Origin of the sequence: Acinetobacter sp. ANC 3882 (genome assembly GCF_022549545.1) — a bacterium.
Classification (GTDB): Bacteria; Pseudomonadota; Gammaproteobacteria; order Pseudomonadales; family Moraxellaceae; genus Acinetobacter.
On record NZ_JAKZGB010000001.1, the window covers coordinates 1,030,541 to 1,056,498 of the forward strand.

Annotated in this window: 19 protein-coding genes; 7 read left to right on the top strand and 12 right to left on the bottom strand. The window is 41.7% G+C overall.

The features are described from left to right. Positions 1-388 precede the first annotated feature (388 nt). The 4 genes from MMO42_RS05045 to MMO42_RS05060 are packed head-to-tail and all read right to left on the bottom strand — an operon-like array spanning position 389 to position 9,211. Positions 389-1,792 (bottom strand): efflux transporter outer membrane subunit, encoded by a 1,404-nt coding sequence (locus MMO42_RS05045; protein ID WP_241319548.1) that lies wholly within the window; start codon positions 1,790-1,792, stop codon positions 389-391. A 9-nt stretch (positions 1,793-1,801) separates the two neighbouring features. Next, positions 1,802-4,909: an efflux RND transporter permease subunit gene (locus tag MMO42_RS05050; RefSeq protein ID WP_241319549.1), complete on the bottom strand. Its 3,108-nt coding sequence runs from the start codon at positions 4,907-4,909 to the stop codon at positions 1,802-1,804. Next, positions 4,906-7,995 carry a multidrug efflux RND transporter permease subunit gene (locus MMO42_RS05055; protein ID WP_241319550.1) on the bottom strand — a complete coding sequence of 1,030 codons (3,090 nt, stop codon included), beginning with the start codon at positions 7,993-7,995 and terminating at the stop codon, positions 4,906-4,908. Before MMO42_RS05055 ends, MMO42_RS05050 begins: the two co-directional genes overlap by 4 nt. A 4-nt stretch (positions 7,996-7,999) precedes the next feature. Further along, the gene (locus MMO42_RS05060) at positions 8,000-9,211 is read right to left on the bottom strand and encodes an efflux RND transporter periplasmic adaptor subunit (protein ID WP_241319551.1); all 1,212 of its coding nucleotides are present in this window, start codon (positions 9,209-9,211) and stop codon (positions 8,000-8,002) included. Between the two features lie 234 nt (positions 9,212-9,445). On the opposite strand from MMO42_RS05060, the gene MMO42_RS05065 reads away from it, so the two are divergent. The 3 genes from MMO42_RS05065 (at position 9,446) to MMO42_RS05075 (ending at position 13,557) form a co-directional block, all read left to right on the top strand. Next, complete coding sequence (locus MMO42_RS05065; protein ID WP_241319552.1) at positions 9,446-9,961, top strand: sigma-70 family RNA polymerase sigma factor; 516 nt, start codon at positions 9,446-9,448, stop codon at positions 9,959-9,961. A gap of 23 nt (positions 9,962-9,984) precedes the next feature. Then, the gene (locus MMO42_RS05070) at positions 9,985-10,941 is read left to right on the top strand and encodes a FecR domain-containing protein (RefSeq protein ID WP_241319553.1); all 957 of its coding nucleotides are present in this window, start codon (positions 9,985-9,987) and stop codon (positions 10,939-10,941) included. Positions 10,942-11,007: 66 nt separating this feature from the next. Continuing rightward, positions 11,008-13,557, top strand: a complete 2,550-nt coding sequence (locus MMO42_RS05075; RefSeq protein ID WP_241319554.1) for a TonB-dependent receptor — start codon at positions 11,008-11,010, stop codon at positions 13,555-13,557. A gap of 85 nt (positions 13,558-13,642) precedes the next feature. Here MMO42_RS05075 and MMO42_RS05080 read toward each other — a convergent pair whose 3' ends face one another. From MMO42_RS05080 to catM, 8 genes are all read right to left on the bottom strand, one after another. Further along, the gene (locus tag MMO42_RS05080) at positions 13,643-13,978 is read right to left on the bottom strand and encodes a DUF3325 domain-containing protein (protein WP_241319555.1); all 336 of its coding nucleotides are present in this window, start codon (positions 13,976-13,978) and stop codon (positions 13,643-13,645) included. Further along, a complete protein-coding gene (locus MMO42_RS05085; RefSeq protein WP_241319556.1) occupies positions 13,978-15,672 on the bottom strand; it encodes a PepSY-associated TM helix domain-containing protein in 1,695 nt (564 codons plus the stop codon). The genes MMO42_RS05080 and MMO42_RS05085 overlap by 1 nt, the downstream gene beginning before the upstream one ends. Positions 15,673-15,676: 4 nt before the next feature. Next, positions 15,677-16,024 (bottom strand): iron transporter, encoded by a 348-nt coding sequence (locus MMO42_RS05090; protein WP_241319557.1) that lies wholly within the window; start codon positions 16,022-16,024, stop codon positions 15,677-15,679. 59 nt (positions 16,025-16,083) lie between these two features. Then, the gene (locus tag MMO42_RS05095; protein ID WP_241319558.1) at positions 16,084-18,918 is read right to left on the bottom strand and encodes a TonB-dependent receptor; all 2,835 of its coding nucleotides are present in this window, start codon (positions 18,916-18,918) and stop codon (positions 16,084-16,086) included. A gap of 237 nt (positions 18,919-19,155) precedes the next feature. Beyond that, positions 19,156-19,932, bottom strand: coding sequence for an SDR family oxidoreductase (locus tag MMO42_RS05100; RefSeq protein ID WP_241319559.1), 777 nt, complete (start codon positions 19,930-19,932; stop codon positions 19,156-19,158). Positions 19,933-19,934: 2 nt separating this feature from the next. Beyond that, positions 19,935-20,321 (bottom strand): heme-binding protein, encoded by a 387-nt coding sequence (locus MMO42_RS05105; RefSeq protein WP_241319560.1) that lies wholly within the window; start codon positions 20,319-20,321, stop codon positions 19,935-19,937. A 341-nt stretch (positions 20,322-20,662) separates the two neighbouring features. After that, positions 20,663-21,928, bottom strand: coding sequence for an OprD family outer membrane porin (locus MMO42_RS05110; RefSeq protein WP_241319561.1), 1,266 nt, complete (start codon positions 21,926-21,928; stop codon positions 20,663-20,665). 333 nt (positions 21,929-22,261) lie between these two features. Then, positions 22,262-23,179 (bottom strand): cis,cis-muconate-binding transcription regulator CatM, encoded by a 918-nt coding sequence (gene catM / locus MMO42_RS05115; RefSeq protein ID WP_241319562.1) that lies wholly within the window; start codon positions 23,177-23,179, stop codon positions 22,262-22,264. Positions 23,180-23,283: 104 nt separating this feature from the next. On the opposite strand from catM, the gene MMO42_RS05120 reads away from it, so the two are divergent. The 4 genes from MMO42_RS05120 to MMO42_RS05135 all read left to right on the top strand — a co-directional run. Beyond that, on the top strand, positions 23,284-24,393 hold the full coding sequence (locus MMO42_RS05120) for a muconate/chloromuconate family cycloisomerase (protein WP_241319563.1): 1,110 nt from the start codon (positions 23,284-23,286) through the stop codon (positions 24,391-24,393). A gap of 14 nt (positions 24,394-24,407) precedes the next feature. Beyond that, positions 24,408-24,698: a muconolactone Delta-isomerase gene (gene catC, locus MMO42_RS05125; protein ID WP_005292554.1), complete on the top strand. Its 291-nt coding sequence runs from the start codon at positions 24,408-24,410 to the stop codon at positions 24,696-24,698. A 131-nt stretch (positions 24,699-24,829) separates the two neighbouring features. Further along, positions 24,830-25,750, top strand: coding sequence for a catechol 1,2-dioxygenase (gene catA / locus MMO42_RS05130; protein ID WP_005292553.1), 921 nt, complete (start codon positions 24,830-24,832; stop codon positions 25,748-25,750). Between the two features lie 113 nt (positions 25,751-25,863). Continuing rightward, positions 25,864-25,958: CoA-transferase (locus tag MMO42_RS05135; RefSeq protein WP_277603274.1), on the top strand; the 95-nt coding region annotated here is incomplete at its 3' end.

Below are 25,958 nucleotides of genomic sequence, written 5' to 3' on the forward strand. Positions count from 1 at the left end.
CCGTTATCTCAGATTGGGATGAAGATGAAATGAGAAAGATCTAAATTAATTTTTGATTTAAAGTCATTCTTTAATAAACAAATGGCTATTTTTTATTCTACATATTGAAGCGCTATTTGCTTGATTAACTACTAAAATTTACACAAAGGCATTCAGATGACACTGAAAAATGAAAATCATGGGTTGAATAAAATACTGCTCTAAAAAATTGGAATCTTTGCCCTCAAAACTCCAAAAATAAAATCATCAATTCTTATTCTTGTTTAACGCCATCAGGCAAAAATAATCACCCAAACATTATGTTTATCATGCATGCAGAAAGTACAGCGATCCCAATTCTATTTAAATTGAAGATGGATCGCTGTAATGACGGATAACGCCTCTCACTTTAAGATGAAGAATTCATCCCACCACCTAAGGCAGCCACCAATTGTGCTGAATTCTTGAGATGTAATTGTTGTAATTCCAACAACCGTTCTTCCGCAGCCAAACGCAGATTTTGCGCTGTGGCAACCTCAAGATAGCTCACCAAACCCGCTTGATAACGCTGTGAAGCAACCCGTTCATTTTCAGTAGATAGCTTGAGAAGCTGTTGTTGCTCTATCATCTGTTTTTGGAACAGTGACGCTTGCAATAAACCATCCTCAACTTCTTTCCAACCTGTCAAAACTGAATGCTTATAGGCAGCAAGTTTTTCATCATAATTGGCTTGCGCCTGTTGAATATCAGCACGCCGCTTTCCACCATCAAACACTGTGCCTAGGACTTTTGCCCCAACTGACCATGCTGTATTCGGGGATTGCAATAGCGTATGGAACACTGGGCTATTCACACTGCTCTCCACGCTAATGGTAAGATCCGGCAGCCATGCGGTTTGCGCTAAACCCAGTTGTGCATGCGTGGTTGCAAGTTCTCGCTCACGACGAATCACATCAGGGCGTTGTGCTAAAAGGCGGCTTGGAATTTGGGTCGGAATCTGGGGAGTACTAAATTGATAAGGACTTTTGTTTAAATTAAAGTCAGCAACATTCTGCCCGACTAAGAGCGCTAAAATATTTTCCTGTAAATCTCGGCTGCGTTGCAGTTCTAACAATTGCACAGCGACTTGTTTCAGTTGGGTTTCGGCCTGAATCACATCTGCACGGGCAATCATTCCCGCTTGATATTGCTGTTGTAAAATACCTACCGAACGTTGATAACTGTGTTGCGTTTGCTGAAGAACGTCCAGTTTGGCATCAAATAAACGAATGCTCCAATATGCCTCTGCCGCCATCAATTGTTGACTGAGTTTAATTGCAGCAAGATCTGCCACAGAAGCTTGTACATTGGCCTGTTGGCCCTCAACCGCTTTTGCAACTCTCCCCCATAAATCTGGAATCCAGCTAGCAGTTAAATTGGCACTAAATTGACGGCTTGTTGCCAGATTTTTTGCCTCGTTATGATGAGCACTTCCTCCCATATTCAAGCTTGGTGCATAATTAGCACGTTGTTGAGCCAATAAAGCAATCGCCTGCCGATACTTGGCTTGTACTTGTTGAATACTCAAATTGTCCTGATCCAGTTGTTGAATCAGTGTGGACAAAATCGGATCATGATAAATCTCCCACCATTGCTGTGGTTTGGTACTGATTTGAGAAGTTTCAATCCATGCTATACCTGCATACTTATACTGTGCAGGGCTCTGAATCTCAGGTTGCTGATAGCTTGCAGGCTTGAACGTATTAGATTGGCAAGCCATCAAAGACATTGCAGCAGCAACACTGATAGAAAGTGTGAAGACTGTTTTTTTCATAGAGACTTCCTATTTATTCCAACGGAGCACATTCAACTGCAACCTAAATTTATTTAAGCCTTGAGCGATTTTTTCAAACATGAGATACATCACAGGCGTAGTATATAAGGTTAATAATTGACCTAAAGCCAATCCACCTACAATGGCAATCCCCAAAGGTTGACGCATTTCCGAGCCTTCCCCCCAACTCAGTGCCAGTGGAATCGCACCCAATAAAGCGGCAGTATTGGTCATTAAAATCGGTCTAAAACGCAATGTCGCTGCGGTAATAACCGACTCGAAAGCGGTGTGACCTTGACGCCGTTGCTGCAAAGTAAAATCAATCAGCAAGATGGCATTTTTCACCACAATCCCAATCAGCAAAAATATGCCCAACAAGGCAATCAAACTAAAGGGAATCTGAAATAGCCGCAAACTGAGTAAAGCCCCCAAAGCGGCTGTCGGAATAGTGGATAAAATGGTAAACGGATGCACAATACTTTCATATGTAATTCCCAATACAATAAAAATCAGCACAATCACTGCCGCAATCAAAGCGGGTGTACTGATTCCCGCCTGTAAACTTTCACTTTCAACATCGCGATCTGTCATGACAAAAATTTCTTTTGGCAGCATGATCTCTGGCAAAACCTGACGAATTGCAGCATCCGCTTGTTCATAGCTATAACCTTTCTTGACCACGTAGCCCACACCCATCGCTGCATATTGATTACGGCGATGCACCCGATCATTGCTGATTCCATAGGTCCATGTGGCGAAATTGCTTAAAGGCACATATGCCCCTTGTTGATTCGGTATTTTGACATCTGCCAAAGCTTCAGGATGCTCGGTAAAGCGTTGATCAACCTCCATCACCACATAGAACTGGTCATTTCGATCATGAATTGTTGAAATCTGGCGTTGTGAAAATGAGTTATTTAAAACACTGGAAATATTTTCAATATCAACACCTAAACGTTTTGCTGCTTCGCGGTCAATATCTAAAGTGACGTGTTGAGCACCTTCATCGCCTTGCGTTTCTACCTCTTCAAACTCAGGCAGTTTGCGCATGGCCTCGGCAACTTTGGGTGCCCATTCACGTAACAGACTCACATTGTCAGATTGCAATAACAATAAATATTCTTGGGCATTGCCACTGGAAAAAGGATCGTCCAATTCCAAATCTTGTTCGACATCTGCTGAGAACACGGCCCCCGCCTGCCAAGGTGCATTTTTCTTTAAACGCTCGACCACCTCTTTGGAAGTTAAACCGTCACGTTCAGCCTTTGGCTTTAAACTCACCATCAAAAATGAGTTGGTCATGCCTCCACCACCACCAGAAGTACCGACCACATCTTGTACCGCAGGATCCTTGAGTAGGGCTTGATTAAACGCGGCAATCTTTGGTTGCATGATTTGAAAAGAAAAACCATCATCACCACGGATAAAAGCACCGACTCGTCCAGTATCTTGTTCAGGTAAAACGCGTTTGGGCAATAAATTGTAGATATAGACAGAAGCCATTATTGCAGCCAACCAAACTACCACAATCAAATAAGCATGTTTTAATACCCAATAGAGAGACCGAATATAAGACTGGGTCAGCCCCTGAATCAAACGATGACTATAACGATACAACCGCGGAGGTTGGGTCAAGGATAAAGGTTTTAAACAACGTGCCGATAAACTTGGCGTTAAGATTAATGAAACAAAAACCGATAACAGCACCACAAAAACCAGCGTGAGCGAAAACTCTCGAAACAAGCGTTCAATTACTCCGCCCATAAACAGAACCGAGAGAAAAATCACGATTAAAGCCAGATTCATGGCTATTAAGGTAAAACCAACTTCCTGAATTCCTTTCACAGCCGCTTGCGCAGGTGAATCGCCTTGTTCAATATAACGCTCAATATTTTCCAGTACGACGATGGCATCATCAACCACTAAACCAATCGCAACAATGATCGCCATAATCGACAGGTTATTCAGCGAAAAGCCAGCCAAATAAATCAGACCACATACACCAATTAAAGTGACCAACAGTGCCATTGCGGGAATCACAGCACTCTGCAAGCGCCCCAACATCAGCACCACCACAATCACCACCAGTAACATGGATAAAAACAAGGTATCCCGTGCTTCCTCTAAACTGTTACGGACAATATTTGAACCATCCATCACCACAGTTAACTGTGCATCACGTGGCATTAGCTCACGCAAAGCAGGCAATTTTGCTTTGATCAGATCAATGGTCGCTACGGTATTGGCATTGGGCTGTCGGCTAATCTTTAATATCACCGCAGGTTGCCCATTATGAAAACCACTGACATAACGGTTTTCAACCGAATCACTGACCGTGGCAATATCTTTTAAGCGGATCACCCCTTGATCAGTGTGTCGGATAATCAGATCCGCAAAATCTTGGGCAGTTTTTAGTTCTGTTGATAAGGTCACTTGCCAACGTAATTGCTGTTGCTCAACCACACCCAAGGCCTGTACCACATTACTTTTCGCGACCGCCTGCCGCACTTGCTCTAGAGACATCCCCGTTGAAACTAAAGCACTTGGATTGATGGTGATACGTACAGCCGGCATGGAAGCACCATCAATCGCAACTTCACCCACCCCGCTGATCTGGGCCAAATTGGGTTGTAATTGTTGAGATGCAATTTCATATAGCTTTGCAGCAGAAAGCTGATTAGAACTCAGTGCCAAATAGAAAATCGGACTTTGACTTGGGTTGATTTTGAAATATTCGGGTGGACTCGGCATACCTGCAGGTAACTGTGACATCGCAGCATTGATGGCAGCCTGAACCTCACGCGCAGCTTCATTGATATCAGTATTCAAATCAAAGTGTAAAACCACCTGTGTCGAACTTTGATTACTGGACGAGTTAATCGCTTTAACACCCGATACCCCCATCATGGCGCGTTCTAAAGGTGTTGCTACAGTTGCAGACATACTTTCTGGACTGGCACCAGGCAAATTCGCCCTGACGACAATGGTCGGAATATCCGCTTGCGGTAATGCGGCAACTGGTAGGCGTAAATAGGCCAATATACCGAGCAGAACGATGGCTACACCCAACAACACGCTGGCAACAGGCCGTTGCACAAACACAGACAACAACGTCATTCAGTTGCCCCTGTTTGTTCAGAGAGTGTCAACTGCGTACTTGGCTTTGATTGCAGTCGATCAAAAAATAAATACACCACGGGTGTGGTGAATAAGGTGAGAACCTGACTCACCAATAAACCGCCTACCATGACCAAACCTAAAGGTTGTCGTAATTCGGCTCCAGAACCAGAGGCCAACATGAGGGGAATGGCGCCGACCACTGCAGCCAGTGTGGTCATCAGAATCGGGCGGAAGCGTAATAAAGCAGCCTGATAAATGGCCTGCTCAGCCGATAAGCCCTGATGACGTTGAGCGGCAAGCGCAAAATCAACCATCATGATGCCGTTTTTCTTGACCAAACCGATCAGTAAAATAATCCCAATCAGCGCAATCATGTCCAACGGCCGCCCCACCATAAATAAGGCCAATAAAGCCCCAATTGCAGCAGAAGGTAAGGTTGAAAGAATAGTAACTGGATGAATAAAACTCTCGTACAGCATGCCCAGCACAATATACATGGTCACAATCGCAGCAATAACCAACCAAAAGGTATGTTGCTGCGAATTTTCAAAAGCGGCCGCAGCCCCTTGCAATTGGACCTGTAGCTCTGGCGGTAAATCGAGGCTCTGCTTAACCTGCTCAATCGCAGCAATGGCTTCCCCTAAAGAGACATCTTTGGCTAAATTAAAGGAAATCCCAACTGCAGGAAATTGCGACTGTTGCTGTAAAAGAATCGGTGCATGTTTTTCGACAATGGTGGCAACGGAACTCAATAAAATCGGCTGTCCCTGATTATTATGTATATAGGTTTGGTTTAAAGCCTCAATACCCTGCGTCAGTTTAGGATCTAACTCTAAAACGATGCGATACTGATTGGATTGAGTATATAAAGTTGCAATTTGCCGCTGCGCAAATAGATTCTGCAAAGCCAAACTAATGTCTTCAACGCTCAAACCTAAACGTGCTGCCGCATCACGATTGACATCGATATAGGCCTGTAAGCCCTGCCCTGCATCTTCACTGGTTACTGCTGCAAATGCAGGCTGCTGACGCAATGCCTGAACCAGCTCAGGTGTCCACTGCTCTACCAATTGATTTTTCGGTGCAGTCACACTCAGTTGGTATTGAGTACGGCTAATTTTGTCCTCAATACTTAACTCTTGTACAGGTTGCATCCAGCCTTTAATACCATGTACCTGTGCAAAGTTTTCACTCAGCCGCGCCATCACATCCGTTGCGGGTTCACGTTCAGCATGGGATTTTAAATTGACCAGAATACGTCCATTGCTTAACTTGGGATTATTGGCATCCACACCAATAAAAGAAGACAGACTGGCAACCGCTGGATCTTTTGCAATTACTGCTGCCAAAGCTTGTTGGCGTTCGCTCATGGCCTGAAATGAAATCTGGTCAGGGGCTTCAGTGACCACCTGAATGACACCATTGTCCTGTACTGGGAAAAAGCCTTTCGGAATCGACCAATACAACAGTCCCGCCAGTACCACTGTTGCCAACATCACCATCAAGGTCAGTACTTGGTGTCGAAGTACCCATTGCAACAACTTCGCATAATGCTGAATGACTCGATCCAGACTCCATCGACTTGGTTGCTCTGCATGCTTCGGTGCATCTTTGAGTAAATAGGCACACATCATTGGGGTCAAGGTCAGAGACACCACCAAAGACAGTGCAATGGCTGCTGCCAGTGTCACGGCAAACTCATGGAACAGCCGCCCAACGACATCCCCCATGAACAACAAAGGAATCAAAACTGCAATCAGAGAAATCGTCAAAGAAATGAGGGTAAAGCCAATTTCTTTTGATCCTTTCAGCGCTGCTTGCAACATGCTTTCACCTGACTCGCGGTGTCGTGCAATATTTTCAAGCATCACGATGGCATCATCTACGACGAAGCCTGTGGCAATGGTTAATGCCATTAAAGTCAGGTTATTGACCGAGAAACCAAGGAAATACATCAGTACAAAAGTGCCGATAATCGACAGCGGTACGGCAATACTTGGAATCAGGGTCGCAGCAAAATTACGTAGAAACAGGAAGGTGACCAACACCACCAGACACACGGCGAAGACCAATTCTTTTTGCACATCTTTAATCGAGCTCCGAATACTCTCCGTTCGATCAGTTAATACGCGAATGTGAACATTTTCAGGCAGGTTTTGTTGTAACTCAGGTAGGATTTTTTTGATTTGATCTGCCACCTCAATCACATTGGCATTGGGTTGTCGCTGAATATTCACCAAAATAGCAGATTGGCTATCCGCCCACGCTGCCATATAACGATCTTCACTGCCCTCAAGCACTTGTGCGACATCTTTTAGACGAATCGGTGCGCCATTGTTCCAACGTAAAATCAGGTTTTCATAATCAGAAATCGAACGCATCTGATCGTTGGCATCGAGCATGGTCGATCGAAAAGGCCCATCAAAACTCCCTTTTGGTTGATTGGCATTGGCAGCAGCAATCGCAGCACGCACATCTTCAGCACTGAGCTTAAACGCTGCCAAGGCAGCTGGGTTCATCTGCACACGAATGGCGGGACGTTGTCCCCCTGCCAGACTTACCATCCCCACCCCAGAAAGCTGCGACAGTTTTTGCGCCACTCGCGTATCAACCATGTCATAGACCGTGGTCAGTGGCAAACTCTCAGAACTAATCGCAAGGGTTATCACGGGTACATCGGCAGGATTCACTTTGCGATAGATGGGTGGCGTGGGTAAATCATTCGGCAATTTACTGCTGGCAGTACTCAAGGCCGATTGTACTTCTTGCTCCACAATGCCCAGTTCGGCAGATAACTCAAATTGCAGGGTGATCACCGAAGCACCGACCGAGCTATTCGAAGACATTTGCTTCAAACCTGCAATCTTGCCCATCTCCCGTTCTAAAGGTGAACTGATAGTTCGCTGCACCGTATCTGGATTTGCACCCGGCTGAAAGGTGTAAATCTGAATAATCGGATAATCAACCTGCGGTAATGCCGATACAGGTAATAAACGCCACACCAACAGGCCACTAAAAAATAGCGCCAACATCAACAAAGTAGTGGCGACGGGTCGTATAATAAAGAATCTAGAAATATTCATACGCTTACCCAGCTACAGTTTTTGCGGGTATTGGCTTAGAAACATCATCCTGAATGACTTGTACTTCTTGCCCTTCTGAAAGTCGATCAATCCCCTCTAAAACAACACGTTCATTGCCCTGAAGACCTTCAACAATTTCAGTCTGTCCTTGTGAAACCACACCCAGTTTTAACAGACGCACTTCGGTTTTATGTTCTTTATTGACAATATAAACATAAGTTCCTTTTGCGCCATGTTGGATGGCGTCACTTGGTAGATGCACTGCATTTTGCAAGGTCTTGGCATTTAAACGAACATTGACAAATTGATTCGGAAATAAAGCATCATCCAGATTGGCAAAAACAGCTTTAACTTTAAGTGTGCCTGTATTCAGATCAATCTGGTTATCCAGTGCTTGAACTGAGCCTGTTGCCAATTGTTTTTGTTCTGCACGATCCCAAGCACTCACCTGAATGCTTTGTTTATTTTTAGTGGCTTGGCGTACGATGTCTAAATAGTTTTCCGCAACGGCAAACTGTATATACACTGGATGGATTTGAGTAATACTCAATAGGCCCGTTGCTTCATTGGCCTGAATTAAATTGCCTGCATCTTTGAGGCGAAAACCAACACGTCCATCAATCGGTGCATATATTTTGGTATAAGACAGCTGTAACTTTGCCGCATCAACCTGTGCTTGATTGGCTTGCATCTGTCCTTTGAGTTGATTGACTAAGGCTTGCTGTTGATCGACCTGTTGCTTGGCAATCGAGTCTTGCTTATACAGCAACTGATAGCGATTCAATTCAGTTTGTGCATTTTGCAACTGCGCTAAATTTTGTTGCTGTGTCCCTTGTGCCTGTGCCAATGCGACTTGAAATGGTGTCGGATCAATTTGTGCTAACAATTGCCCTTTCTTGATGTATTGCCCCTCTTGGAAATACAGCTTTTGCAGCACACCAGACACCTGACTTTGCACATTCACAGTATTGGTAGGCACGACCGTACCAATCGCCTTAATTTGTAATTGCAAGTCTCCACGTTGTACCCCCACCACACGAACAGGCACGGGTTTGCTCCATTGGCTAAACGACTCTTGTTTATTGGCTTGCGACTTTTTCCAATAGTTCCAGCCCCATATCACCAAGAGCAAAAGCACAATAAAGCCAATCAACCATTTGATTTTATTTGATCGAGAATGCTGTTGTGGTTTTAAATCAATCTGTTGTTCACTCATGACATACTCTACTTATTCAAATAAAATTCATTAAAAATATGGGAGACGAAGAAAACACAAAATGTTCCCCTGCATTGGTTTAGTCGAACGAGATTCAAAATCAGCTCAATTTTTTCTGTAAAAGTATGTATACAATTTTATTGATATTAAGAACAATTATCATTACTATTTGAAAATATTTTTTCCATCCGCCTTTAACTGTGCATCTCCCTGCTCATTTGTGGACTCCTTGCTATGAACCTGAACGTAGAAAAACAGTTATGGTTTAGCCACGTTTATCAATCACAACAAAGCTCGTTGTTGTCATGGTTTAAGCACAAGCTACAGCACCACCATCAATCGGAAGATTTGAGTCAGGAAGTGTTCTACCGTGCTTTGAAAAGTGACTATTGCTTTGAAAAGATTAAAGAACCTCAGGCATGGTTAATGGGCATCGCCAAGCATGTAATTATTGATTATTGGCGACATCAGCATGTAGAACACCTGTATTTAGACGCACTTGCACAACTTCCCGAAGATTACTATCCATCGGCCGAATACGAAGTCTGTATTCGAGAAACGCTTTATCAAGTTCATTTAATGTTAGAAAAACTGCCCCAACGTACTGCACAGGTGTTTTTATTATCACAATTGGATGGACTAACTTATCGTGCCATTAGTGAAAAACTGGATATTTCTGAAGCAACGGTCAAAAGAGATATGAAACAGGCTTTCTTGGCCTGTGTTAGTCTTTATAATCAGACCGATTAATTTGCTGAATTTGCTTTTCTGCCATGTCTCAAATCCCTAAAATTCCTGACCATGTGTTGGATGAAGCCACCGATTGGCTCGTGCTATTACATTCAGGTGAAATGACTGAGCTACAGCAGCAACAATTTGAACTATGGCAGGCAGAAAAAAAAGAACACGCCTTAGCCATTCAACACATCAATAGATTTACACACGGCTTAACAGGATTATCCAACCACTTCCCTTCAGAATCTTTAGTGCAGTCCAATCAAAAATTTAATCTGACAGCAAAACGAAATATGCTGTTAAGCCTTTCAGGATTGCTGGTTCTCGGTTGTGCGACTTATTTAATGCCTTGGGCAAAATGGCAATCTGATTATCATACTCAGGTGGGTGAAATTAAAACCGTTTCACTGAAAGATGGCTCCAGCTTGATATTGGCCAGTGATAGTTATATCAACGTGGATTTTTCTGAACAGATCCGACAAATTCAACTGATCGAAGGTGAAATTTATATCCAGACGGCAAAAGATCCACAGCATCGTCCATTTATGGTGAAGACCAAAGATGGTGCAATTGAAGCCTTAGGTACGCAGTTTACGGTTCGCCAAGAACATCATGATCAGACTCGGGTCAAAGTCTATCAACATGCGGTCGCGCTACAGCCTCTGGATTCTGGGCAACGTCAGATTTTAAAACAAGGCCAACGTGCATATTTCGACAATCAACAGATCTCTAAACCGTTGCCATTGAATAACGAGCAACCCTATTGGACACAACAATTGCTGGTGGTAGAACAATGGCCTTTACAGAAAGTACTGGATGAATTGTATCGTTATAAAAAAGGGACCTATCTTATCGATACTGAACTGAAAAACATCCCGATTTCTGGGGTATTTTCATTGCAAAATCCTCAACAGAGTCTCGATACACTGGCCTACACCCATCAACTAGAGCTCAACTATTACAGTCCGTACTTATTAAAAATAAAAAAAAGATAAAAATTTGATCCTTTTTTTGATCTGATCCGACTTATAGAGAAATACACTCCCACTCGAGAAGACCACATGAAGGATTATCAGGCGAAAAGTACCTTGGCGTTGGCTGTACGCGCAATCTTATGGGGCATGCCACTCAGCGTTGTCAGCATCGCAACAACGTCTGCCTATGCTGCAAATGTTTATCAGATTTCGATTAGCTCAACCACACTCGATCAAGCACTTAAACAGCTAGCGATTCAAACAGGCACCACCATCAGCTATGATTCGGCCACACTCTCTAAAATAAAAAGTACTGCACTGAAAGGAAATTATTCAGTAGAAACTGCTTTAGACGTTTTGCTCAAACCACATGCATTTGAAGCAGTCAAAGTCGCCAATGCGGGATATAGCATTCAAGCCAAAGCAGCTGTAGCAGCGATTGAACCTAAAGTCGTTAAGTTAGAAGCGATTCGTACCAAAGCAAATGCAATGGCTGGAGCAAATCAAAGTAGCGAAACTGGTGTAGCACAATTAGCGACGATTCATCTGAGTGCAGATAAAGGAAAAAACCTCACCACAGAAGGTTCTGGCTCCTATACTGCCAAGGCAACAACCGCCTCAACTGGCTTGGCTTTAACCCTAAAAGAAACACCTCAATTGGTCAGCGTGATTACCAATCAGCAAATGAAAGACCAAAACCTGACGCAACTGACCGATGTCATTTCACAAGCCGCAGGTTTAACCATTAACCAAACGGGAAACATCGGCAGTGATAACTCGCCTGTTTATGCACGCGGTCAAACGGTTGATAACTATTTACTCGATGGCGTAAAGCTTATGAGTTCATATACTGCTATTTTTCAAAGTCAGGATACTGCTTTATTTGACCGTGTTGAAGTGGTACGTGGTGCCAATGGTTTAATGACAGGTGCTGGTTCTGCAAGTGCCAGTATCAATATGGTTCGCAAAAAACCGTTGCAAGATTTCAAAGCCTCTGTGAGTACAAGTGCAGGCTCATGGGATACTTATCGCACCGATATTGATGTTTCCAGCCCCTTAAATGCCTCGGGCAGCGTTCGGGGTCGTACCGTTTTAGCCTATCAAACAGGTGACTCCTATTTAGATCGCTATAGTGAAGAACGAAAAATTGCCTATGGTGTTGTTGAAGCAGACCTCACAGAAAGAACCAAAGCCAGTTTAGGAGTCAGCTATCAAAAAATGGATATTTCAGGTATTGCCCGTGGTGGTTTACCTTCATTTTACACAGATGGCAGTCTAATCGATTGGTCGCGTTCAGACTCGAATGCTGCTGACTGGACCTATTCAGATCGGACCACGACCGCATATTTTGCAGATGTAGAGCACGAATTTAACAACCGCTGGAAACTCAAAGGTACTGCCTCAAGAACAATTACAGCATCGGACGAAGTAGTCGGTTATATCTACTCGAATGGGATTGATAAACAAACCGGGGCCGGCGCTATGATTTATGCCACCCGTTGGGATTATAAACCAACTCAAGATCTATTTAACTTAACATTAAATGGTTCTTTTGACTTATTTAGCCAAACACATGAAGTCGTTTTAGGTACAACCTACGCTAAAAGTAAAAATAAACGTCCAACCTATTCTGGCTGGAACAATGGTATGGATTGGGAAGGCAAACTAGATAATATCTTTGCATGGGATGGGCATAATCCGACTCGGCCAGCGACCATGATTGATGGTGCTTACAGTGGTGATGATCAGAGCCAATCCGTATTTGGTGCAATACGTCTGAAACTTACTGATCCACTGGCTGTGATTTTAGGCACTCGCGTAGAAAACTGGGAACGCGTTACGCGCAACTTTAATACCACTGATAAGGTCACATCATATAAAAAACAACAAGAAAACGGTGAGGTCATTCCATACTTCGGTATTACTTACGACATAACAGACCAATGGACAGGCTATGCCAGCTATACCACCATTTTCTCTCCACAAGATAAACTAGATATTCATGCAAACTATTTAGAGCCCTTAATCGGGAATAGTACAGAACTTGGGATTAAAGGTGCTTTCTTTGACAATCAGTTAAATATTGGTGCTGCCATTTATCAAACTCAGGAAGATAACAAAGCGGTAGAAATCATTGATGCAGAAGGTAATAAAGTAAAAATTATCGGTCCAAGTGGCAGTGAAGTACAAGCCTATCGTACCGAATCTGGAACAAAAAGCCGTGGTTTTGAAATCGAAAGTACAGGAAAACTGACAGATCTATGGCAAGTTTCTGCAAGCTTTTCACGTAATCTCTCTCAAGACAACAAGGGCAAAAACTTAAATACCAGCATCCCGAATAATACAGCCAAACTATTTACCACTTATACCCTACCATATCTCGATGAAGCACTAACAATTGGCGGTGGCCTTCGTTGGCAAAGTGAAATTTATCAAGATGGTGGACCAAATGGCGCTCGCTTCACACAAGACAGCTATGCTTTAGTCGACTTAATGGCACGTTATAAAATCAATGAAAACCTGTTGGTGAATTTCAATTTAAATAATCTATTTAATGAAAAATACCACTTGGCGACCACCAATAGCTATTATGGTGCCCCAACCAATTTCCGCGTGGGTTTGAAATATGACTGGTAAAACCAACTAGTCTTATCTTCCATTCACAAATAAAAAGAGGAAACTTTTGTTTCCTCTTTTTATTTCACTACGATGCAGCCAAGTCTTAAATCAAACTCACGATCAACAGCAATCCGAATAAAACAGTCACAATCACATTGGCCTGCAATAGTTTTTTTGGCTGATAAGTTAATAATAACCCGACTGCCAAAGCGGCAAAGGTGATACACCCCAACCATTCAGATAGACCAATCGAAGCACCTTTAAAGTAAATCGTAACCACCGCCGAAATGAGCAGAATCACCCAGCCTGCAATTTCAAAACATCGACTATTTTTAACAGAGATTTGAACAGTAAAAATATCGCGCTGATGCTTACTCATTCCACAAGCCAAACTCGACAAGGCCACCACTGCAACACACCACAACATCAATGCTGCCATTATGCTTGCTCCTGTACAGCTTGGACCTTAGGCTGTTTTTTCTGCTTAACTGGTAAACCTTGGTAACGCTTTAATTTGTAGTAAGAATAGATAAAAATCAGACCTAAAATAAGACAAACCAAATCAAAACTGGCGATCATCCATTGCCCATGATAGATACTCACCCATAGCGCTTGACCACCCGTAAGGAAATTCAGAATTGGCATAAACAAGAATAATACTGCTGCTAAAGCCAGTTGCTCCAACCATGCAGGACGATGAGCTCGAATAGCCGCATGAATTAAGCACACAAGCCATGCGATAAAGAACACATTAATTTCATGTGGAGAACGTTCAGCGAGTTGTGCAGGGATAAAACGATTGGCAATAAAATAGGCTGCACAGGCAATTGGCAAGCCTGTAATGGCAGCAATATTCAGGACCTCAACTACACGATGACCAAAGGGCTTATAACCTAATTTTTGTACATCTGGAATGCGTTTTACCACCCATAAGATCAAACCAGAAGCCACCATCATGGTGCCCAATATACCCGATAAAAATAACAACCAACGTAACACCGAATCCACACCATGTGCCATATGCAGCCATGTCACTAAGGTATAAATGGCCTTTGGAGTCGAGTTAACTGGCTTGGCTTCGTCAATCAATTGTCCTGTGACCGCATTAAACTTAACCGAAGGAATACTCTCACGATCAAGTAATGTCGTCGTGCGTGTTGCATTGAATTGAACATCAGCTTCAATGGTGTTCGGTTTATTCACTCGAATAGAGGAAATTGGATTATCACCCCAGCCTTGTTGAACTTGTTGGCTCAATGCGATCAGGTTCACCATCGGTGCAGCTGTAATCACAGGCATTTCTTGTTTGGATTCACCACGGCCACCACCTCGATTACCGCGTCCTTCTTCTGCTGCTTCTTTGCGTTTTTGTTCTGCCAATAAGCGTGCCTGTTCAGGTGTTTTAGCAACAGGTTCATTCAGTATTTGATAGAAATTTTGACCGCTGCCGTAATGGCTGTTCATCGCCCATGGCATAAACATAAACATCAATAGTAACAAACCACTAAAGGTAATCATGATATGGAATGGCAAGGCAAATACCGCTGTTGCATTATGCGCATCTAACCATGAACGTTGGCCTTTGGCTGGACGGAAAGTAAAGAAATCCTTGAAAATCTTTTTATGGGTAATGATGCCACTAATAATTGCCACAAACATGAATAACGTCGCAACTCCGACAATCCAACGTCCCCAAATACGTGGCATACCATAGAGTTCAAAATGGAAGCGATATAGGAACCCCCCTCCACGCGTTTCACGTGCTTTAATTTCCTGACCCGTTTGTGCATCTAAATAGATTTCACCACCACGGCGACGACCTTCACCAGGCTTACGGACATTCAGCATAATAGCTGGTTGGCGTTCATTGGCAAAACGAATATTCCAGCTTTCAGCGGGTTGCCCGTTTTGACTTAAATACTGTAATGCATAACCTAATTGCTGCTGTTGTGAAGTCGTATTCACAGACTGGTGCAATTCAGGTTTCATCCAAACCGTAATTTCATTTTGGAAAAAACTAAGCGTACCCGTGACAAAAACCGCATAAAGCAGCCATCCTAGGAGTAAGCTGGTCCATGTATGCAACCATGACATGGATTGGCGTGGGCCTTCATTCTTACCATCAACACGCATTACATTACCCTTTTAAAAACCAATACATCACAGTCATTAAGACACTCGGAACAATAACGCCCAACCACACTTTCAGCGTTGAATTGACCAGAAATACCCAAATAAACACGGCACAATGGATCACGAAAGCCAACATGGTTGCGCCAAAAACAGCATTCGCCTTTAAGGGTTCTGCTGAAAAAAAAGCCCCCATCAACATTGCCGCTATCGAAGCAAAGTAATAGCCACCAAAAATTGCCAAGATAAAACGTGAAAAAATCATCAATCGATATTTAATCAATGATGATTGTTCCACCTTCTTTTTTGTGACCCTTTTGGCTGATCCCAAAGGCACAGACGCTTCAATATTCATAAAAACACCCAACAAGGTGACGATGATGCAAAATAATCGTCACCACTATTTAAGGAAGATTAGAAAGAAAACTTAAGGTTTAGATAATATTGGCGACCACGAACATCACTATATTTACTCAGATAGGACTGTGTCCCATACATATCAACCGTATAATCGTTGAATAAATTCTGGATACCAAAACTTAGCTCACTTGAACTCTGTTTGATTAACTTACTGGTCGGTAATTTCACTTTGGCAAAAATGTCATGGTAGATTTGATCTTCGATTTTCAATTTTTTATCGGCACGACCCGTTTGATTCAAAATCGCAGTCGCATTAACCATGTCATAAGAACCATAATATTGGCTTGCCCAACCAAAGCCCCAATTGTCATTGGCCTGGAGATAAATAGAGGCATTGGCACGATGTTTTAATGGTGCATCTGATACCGCACCACCAACAAGGCTGACAAAATTCTTTTCTGGGTCAATCAGATTATGTTTTTGTCGATATTCGTTGACATGGGTATAGCCCAGATTAAATGTGGTTTCTCCAATCATGCTATCAAAGCGGTAATTTAAATTGGTATCAATCCCACTGGTTTTAAGGTTTAAAGCGTTGAATGGCGTGGTATCAATTGAGACCACATCCCCAGCTTGGTTACGTTTAATGCGGCTGCCATATTTACTTTGATTGTCTAAAATATATTGGGCATCGATCGAACTGATATTATTGGTTTTTTTAATGTTGTAATAATCAACCGATAAACGTAAATCAGGAATAGCTTCAGGTGTTAGTACAATACCCGCATTAATACTCTTTGAGCTTTCTGGGGTTAGATCAGGATTGCCGTCAGAAATACGTTCATAAGTGCTAATAATTTTACCCGTTGCTGGATCTGTTAATGTCGCTCCCGTCACTTGGGTCGACGTCGGTTGAGAAATCTGCGAAACCGATGGCGTCACAAAGCCTTCACTATAAGAAGCACGGAACATCAATTGGTCATTCGGTGCAAAGCGGAAACCCACTGTTGGCGTAATTGCATCAAATTTTGATTTACCAGAATCACTATAGTTTAAAAATTTAGAACGATAGCCCGTAGCAGGATCAATTTTACTGTCATATTGTGGAATTTTGGCTTGGACATTAAAATCCTCATAACGTGCAGCCAATTGCACATCCAGTAATTTGGCGAAAGGTAAATTCAGCTCAGGTGAAATCACTGGAATGTTAAATTCCGTGTAAACACTGGATGCATTGCTCTTACGTTCAGTCGGCTTCACCCAAGGATTGTCGACATGTTGATGATCCGCAAAGCCTTCACTTTCATAACGGCGATGCTCGATCCCCGTGGCCAATCGAATATCGCCTGCATACCATTTTGCAATTGGACCCGTGGCTCGAATCGAGAAATCATTTAAGGTCTGCTGTGTATTATTTTTTGGATAGTTCCAGTATTTTGAAATCAGATCGGTTGGTGTCGTGGTGAAATCTTGCAAAAAATCAATTGAATTATTGGCTGTATCTTTATTCCATGCACTGGCTTTTGGATTCTTGCCACCCTGACGTGTATAACGTTGACGAATATCCGATTTACTCCATGCATAATCTGCCGAGAGTATCCATTCTGGTGTAAGGTCAAAGGTAAAGCCCGTCGCAACTTTCTTCTGGGTGGTTTCAAAGGTGTCCTTGGCAAAGGCACCTAGGCTATCCAAACGCATTGGATAATTCACCAGAATATCCTTGCCAAAAGGATTATGCGGACTATCTTTACTCACTGTTACCACGTTATAACCGTGCGGTGAGGTATTAAATGACCAACCCTCTTCTTTTTCGTAACCTGCTTCAAGAAAGACATTCAGCCGGTCGGTAAAATCTCGATTTAAAGACAAACCAAATGCTTCCGTCTTGGTATCGTAAAGCAAGGCTTCTTTGCCTGACCAAGCACTCACCCCATCGGATAAACCTAATGCATAGCCTTGACCCAGTTGACTGGTATTCCCATTCCAACCTTTTGGAATGTGAGCCATAGATGATCCCCAACCTGGCATCAACTCTGAACCATCTTTGCTGCGAATATTGGTCAAATTACCCGCAGGCGGATTGACCTTATCCCCAATAAGACTATTCGGATTGTTCTTCAAAATATTTTGACGTGATTTACTTTTCCAGTCACGTTCACTCGCCAATAAGCTATCTTGATCCTTTTTCGATGCAGTCAACATGACATGAGTACGACCATCTTCTAAAGAAAAGCCCGACACCAAGTTGAAAGCTTTGGCAGGTTGCTGATTATCAACCGTATCGCTATAGCGCACGTTCACTTCCGTGCCGACATAGTCTTTACGTAAAATCACATTGATCACGCCACCAATCGCACCACTTCCATAAATTGCAGCGGCTGATGTTGGTAATACCTCAATCCGCTCAATGGCAGCCAATGGAATATTATTTAAATTCGGTTGATCGGTAGATTCTGATGTGCCACGATTCCCTGTTCCCGCACTACGGCGGCCATTAATCAATACCAATGTTTGGCTGGTTCCAAGTCCACGTAAATTAATTTGACTCGATGTACCAGAGAAATAACTCGAGTTATTGGTTGACGTTGCCATTGGCAATACTTTAGACAATAACTCCGTCACTGTGGTTGTACCTGAACGCTCAATCTCATCGCGCTCAATCATAGTATAGGCTTGTACATCATCTTCAGTACGGGGAATATCCATATTGCCCGATTTATATGCGACCTCTGATTTGCTTGCTGTTACAGCAATAGTCGGCAGCGTCGAGGCTTTATCGGTATTGTCTTGTGCAAAGAGCTGTGGAGAAGCCAACACCAATAAAACAGAAGTACACAATGTTGTTCTAATAAATTTTGATGATTTGGGAGTTAAATTGTGTTCTGACATGTAAGAACCTTAATTCATTATTAAAAATTTCGTGAATAATACACAAAAGCAACAAAAATAACAATAATAATGAGAATTATTATCAATACATATTTTTATAGATCTAAATGAATATTCTGTGTTAACAATGAATGAACGGGTTCAATGTAAGTCGTGATTATTAAAATAAAAAAAAGCTTGCAAGCATACTCAATCTTGCAAGCCTTAATTTTGCGCCTTTAATTATTATTATTTTTATTACTGGTCAGACTTCATATCCCATAAGTTTTTCTGATAATCTTTAGCAAAATCAACAAACTCTTTAGGGAAAATATTTCTGAAATTTGAATGTGGGTCAACAATCACATCTACCATATCTTTCACATGTACATCGGCTGGTGACTGTTCAATCGGGAATGATAAATTACTATGATCGAAAATATTCTTTTCAGGTTCATACCATTCGCGTGAAGCTTCAATTAATCGATCGTTAAACCCCGTTAAATATGGCCCAGGATTGATCGTTGCAATACTAATTCCAAAAGGAATCATTTCCATTCTTAATGATTCAGCAGTTGCTTCCAAGGCATGTTTTGACGCACAGTACGCACCATTTTGCTCAGCAGTGATTAAGCCTGCGATCGACGAAATGAAAATAACTCGTCCAGATTTACGTTTATGGAAAATATGCAAGAATGCTTGTGTTAAAGCGATTGTCGCAAAAAAGTTGACTTCAAATTGCTGTCTCAACACACGCAATGGGATATCAACAATCGCCCCACCCTGACCTATTCCTGCATTGTTGACTAAGATATCAATATCTAATTTGGTCGCGTACTCACGATCAAACTCGTTAGTGATATCAAGTTTGAAAATATTAATGTGTACATTTTGTTTTTTTGCTTCTTCTTGCAGTGAAGTAATTTGATTGGTTACTTCAACACCCGCATTAACAATATAACCGCGTTTTGCCAGCTCCAAACTGAATAATTTACCAAAACCACTTCCAGCGCCAGTCACTAATACTTTTTGCATTTTTACACCTTTCTCACTAAGAATTGTCCAAGTTGTTCTGCTATTTCTTTGTCTTTAAGAGGAGCAGTAGATGAAACACCGAGGTATTGTTTTTTACCTGATGGATTGGCAACCACCTTTCCACCATCAATAAAACAATAATTTTGGTCAAATAGAGCGACTTGCCCTAAGTCTTTGATTGAGGCATAGACGTCATGATTATCCGCTTGGAATAAATAGGAGGTTTTTGCCTTAAGCTGACTAAATTCAGTACTAAGCGGAATTGCAGGCCCAATTTTTATGAAAAAGATTTGCTCTCCCTTATCATCAAGTAATGAGACACAAAGTCCGACATCTTGTATTACTGCAATTTCTTCAATTTTTTCTATAAAATCTTTAATATTTTTCATTATTTTACCTACATTAAATATTAAGATTAACTTAATCTATAGTTTAATTTTACATGTAAATTTAAGAATAAATAGGTATAACTTTATACTATTTAAGTATGCTTTCTGTGAGTGAGAAAATTTTAAATAAGACTACTGCAATCAAAAAAAATCATAAAACATTGTTTTATATTAATTATAATATTTTGCGTTTTAAAATTATTTTTCCAAATTTAGTTTTACTGTGATTATTCAGTTTTGTATTTGCTCAACGATAGATGCTGTTGCTAAAGCTTATTTTTAAAGGTTAAATCATCAGAAAAGCATCACCAGCTTGGGCTGGGATGCTTATATAAAAGAGATTAAAACTTAAAGGTGTACATGGTCATGATACGATTTTCAACGTAATCAGTCCCCGGATTATTGCCAGCACCATATTCAATATTGGCACGGATATGACGCCATTCAAATCCTAAACCTTTGAGTTTCCCTTCTGGAATCACATAATTAACAATAACATCCGTCTCGGTTTCCTTATTGTCTTTTAAACCTGGACGATAGATTTCACTACCATTCAAATAACGTAAGGTCAACTTCAGCCCTGGCACACCAGCATTGGTAAAATCGTAACTGTATAAAGCATGCCAAGTGAATTCTCTGGCTTTATAGAATGCTAATGCAGACCAGCTTTGCAAATAAAGCTGAGGAACATAACCATTTAACAGCGGAATATTATGATCCCCTGTCTGTTTCTGTATCCCAGCTACAACGGTATGCGGTCCATTTTGCGCACTTGCTTGTAAGCCTAAAGATTTAGCATTGATATCACCAAAATAGGCATCGCCATCTTCTTTATAATTAAAGTACCGTGCATCCACTTTAACTTTGGTTTTATCAATTTGCTCGGCATAACTCGCACCAACATAGTGTTGTTGATAAATATCTTCTAATTGCCCAAACCAATACGCTGTCGAAAATTTAGGCGTCATGGCGTAGTCAAGCCCAATAAAATTAAGCCCATCACTATTCTTACTTGGATCAGTCGATGCACCTAAGGTTATTTTTTCATACTCATCATTATCACGTGCATTGACGTGGGTAAAACGCCCAGCAGATACTTTTAAATTTTTAATATCTTTGTTTTCTAACATTGCCCCCGCATAAGTGGTGACCAATTGTCGAGAGTCATCAATGAATAAGACCGGTGTTTTTGGAAAAAGCTCACCAACTTTAAGCTCTGTATTTTGATATTTCAATTTGAGCGTTGCACCCAGTTTTAAATAATCACGCTCTTGCCGACCTGCCTGCGTATCATATTTAAAAGCGGTATCAAGACGTTCGTCATAGCGGTCCGTCAACCGCAGCGCATATTGAAAACCTAAATCTAACCCAACCTGCACAGGTGTATCGGTATATCCTGATTCAAAGCGTCCGGTAAAGCCTTGCGACCAACTGCCTAGATCTTTATCGGTATTTTCATAGTCACGTTCAACATAAAAGTTACGTAAATACAGGCTTTTTTGGCTATCTTCCAAGAAATCAGCATAAGCAGCATTCACATTTAAGCAGCCAAAAATTGTATAAAAAGCAACCCGCTGCGCCTTATAAAGCGTATTTGGTTTTAACATGGGAAATCCTTTCCGAAGTTTTGAAATTATTGTTGGTGCAATTGATGAGTTGATACCTAACCCATTGGAAAGACCAATCTTTCATGCCTCTTTAAAATATGATCAAGTTCATTTGGATATATTTAAAGATAACAATTGGTCACAGCTTATTATTTGAATTATTAATGTATTTTTCCATAGATAATGAAGTATATAGTTATACCTTTTAGGTCTACTTTTATTCTTTAGTGATTTTGAGTATTGGAAATAAAGCGGCTCGTAGACCGCTTTTAAAGCTACAATGAAAATAAAATCTATATGTTTGAGCGTTTTATCTTTCAAACATGAGCGGGCTTAATCGCTGTCTAGTTGGATTGGAATTCCTTCCTCTTCAAAGACCTGTTTAATACACTCTAAAATCTGCGGCAGATAAGGACTTTGATCCATATTGCGAACAGCCAAGGAAATCGGACTATAAGCCTCTAAATCCAGAATCGGAATATAGACTAGATTTTTCATCCCGATATCACTGGCACTTTCTGGAATGATACAGATCCCTTCTCCAGATGAAACCAAGCCTAAAGCCATGTGAATCTCGCGAACCTCAACCATATCTTTCGGAACGAGTCCCAACTCAGTAAAAATCGACTGAATCAAAGTTGAAAAATTCGGCTTTTGCGTCGCAGGATAAGAAAAAATCGGTTCATTGATAATTTGAGATAGATAAATCCCTTTGTCCATATAGCGCGTTAAATGATGGTTTTTATGAATCGCTAATTTCAATTTTTCTTTACGCAATAAAATCCGCTTTATTGAAGGATCACTAATTCTTAAACGACCAAACCCCAGATCTATTTTTCCGAGCTTCAATGCTTCAATTTGATCTTTGGTTCCGTATTCAAGCAATTCCACCTGAATATCAGGATGATTTTGGCGGAATAAATAAATCACTTGGGGTAATAATGCATACAGTAATGAACTGACATAACCAATTCGAACAATGGTGTTGACTGAGCTAATCCGTTTCGCCATCGAAGCTGCTTGTGCAGTATGAGTCAAAATTTGCACGGCATGCTGATAAAAGAACTGTCCAGCCTCAGTGGTTTTTACGGGACGTGAGCCTCGTTCAAACAATAAAATGCCCAGTTCTTCTTCCAGTTTTTGTATTTGACGACTCAAAGGTGGCTGAGCAATACATAACTTTTCTGCAGCTTTGGTAATACTCTGTTCCTCTACCACCGTCACAAAATAACGAAGATGTCTTAATTCCATTTAATATACCTTTTAAGTATCTAAAAATACCAAATTCTGCCTAGTTCTAAATATTACATTAATTTAGGGTATGTAAATAGGTGAAAACTGAAGAAAGATGAAAGATGTATAAATCCATAGAAACCCTACTAATCGAGATCCCGACCATCCGCCCACATAAGATGGCTGTCGCAACCATGCAAACCCAAACCTTGGTACTGATTAAAGTCACCACAGAGGATGGTTTTATTGGTTGGGGCGAAGCAACGACGATTGGTGGTTTAGGTTATGGTGAAGAAAGTCCTGAAAGCGTCAAAACCAATATAGAGCATTACTTTTCGCCATTGTTAAAAACTTTGGACAGTTTTAATGTGGCACAAACGCTACAGCATATTCACCGATGCATCAATGGCAACCGTTTCGCCAAATGTGCCATACAAACAGCTTTACTTGATATCCAAGCGCAGCGTTTAGGCTTGCCATTGAGTGAGGTTTTAGGTGGGCGCTTACGCGATAGCGTGCCTGTACTTTGGGTTCTTGCTTCAGGCAACACAGAAAAAGATATTGCTGAAGCGCAGAAAATGATTGCATTGAAACGTCACAATGTTTTCAAGCTGAAAATTGGTTCACGTCCAGTCGAACAAGATGTAGAACATGTTTTAGCCATCAAAAAAGCATTGGGTAGTGAAATTTCAATTCGTGTAGATGTTAACCGTGCTTGGTCAGAACTCACTGCCATTAAAGGGATTCAGATGCTGCAAGATGGTGGCGTTGATCTGATTGAGCAGCCTTGTGCAATTCAGAATACCGATGCCATGCAACGTCTGACCCGTAAGTTTGATATTGCAATCATGGCGGATGAATCATTAGCTGGTCCACAAAGTGCCTATGAATTGGCAAAGTCGAATGCCGCTTCGGTCTTTGCGGTAAAGATTGCACAATCAGGTGGCCTGATTGAAGCATGTGAAGTGGCAAAAATTGCCAATCTCGCAGGTATAGACCTCTACGGTGGCACCATGCTTGAAGGCCCTGTTGGAACAATTGCCTCTGCACATGCATTCTCAACATTTAGTAATTTAGCAGCAGGAACTGAACTGTTCGGCCCCCTACTGCTCACGGAAGAAATTTTAAAAACACCACTTCAATATGGCAATTTTGAACTCAAAATTCCAACTGGTCCAGGTCTCGGCATTGAGCTGGATGAAGACAAAATCGACAACCTACGTCGTCAATAATTCAAGGAGTTGACATGCTTTTCCACGTACGAATGGATGTAAACATCCCTCTGGATATGCCAGTTGAAAAAGCCAATGAAATTAAAGCTGTTGAAAAAGCATATTCACAGGACTTACAGCGTCAAGGCAAATGGCGTCATATCTGGCGCATCACCGGTCAGTACTCAAACATCAGTATTTTTGATGTAGAAAGTAATGAGGAACTGCACAATATTTTACAGGGATTACCTTTATATCCTTATATGAATATTGAAGTGATGCCCCTGAACCGACACCCCTCTGCCATCCGTGAAGACGATAGCTAAGCAGCCATCATCGACAAAGCTAGATCAGTTAAACACACAGAAATTGAACAAGGAATGTGGCAAGCCAAAGAACCAGCTAAAGCGCAAGTTCGCAAGCCACAAAAAAACGATCATACTTCAGGAGAATACGTATGAACCGCCAAGAAATTAACACTCTCGTAAAACAAATGAATGTTGACACAGCAACGGGTGAAGTAAACCCACGCGTACAACAAATCGTAGTACGTCTTGTTGAAGATCTTTTTCAGGCAATTGAAGATCTGGATATTTCTCAAAGCGAGCTATGGAAAGGTTTAGAGTATCTTACCGATGCGGGTCAGGCCAATGAGCTTGGGTTATTGGCGGCTGGTCTCGGCTTGGAACACTATCTAGATTTGCGTGCAGATGAAGCAGATGCTAAAGCCGGGATCACTGGTGGTACGCCACGTACTATTGAGGGTCCACTTTACGTTGCAGGCGCACCAGAATCTGTCGGTTTTGCACGTATGGATGATGGAACTGAGTCAGACAAAGTAGATACGCTGTTTATTGAAGGGATTGTTACTGACCAGAATGGCAATATTATCGAAGGTGCCAAAGTCGAAGTTTGGCACGCCAACAGCTTAGGCAATTATTCATTCTTTGACAAATCACAATCAGACTTTAACTTACGTCGCACCATCTTGTCTGATGCAAATGGTCAATATATTGCACAAACCACGATGCCTGTGGGCTACGGCTGCCCTCCTGAAGGAACCACACAAGCCCTACTCAATCAGTTGGGTCGTCATGGTAATCGTCCTTCTCATGTACATTACTTCGTATCTGCACCGGGCTACCGCAAGCTAACGACACAATTCAATATTGAAGGTGATCAATACCTCTGGGATGACTTTGCCTTCGCAACACGTGAAGGTCTTGTCGCAACAGCAGTCGATGTCACTGATGCAACTGAAATTGCACGTCGCGGTGTCGATAAACCATTCAAACACATTACTTTTAATGTTGAATTAGTCAAAGAAACAGCGGGTGCACCAAGTTCAGAAGTTGAACGTCGTCGCGTTGGTGCTTAAAGCAAAAGATTTACTGTGAGCTATTTGTTAGCTCACAGTTTTTAAATTTCTATACATACCCAGCAAAAGAGGCATGTATAGAAATTTAAAAACATGGATAAAAGGTTGGCCTTATGATTGATAAAAGCAAGCTCTCATTAACCGAGGCGCTATCACAAATCAAAGATGGAGCAACCATCATGATTGGTGGTTTCGGCACCGCAGGACA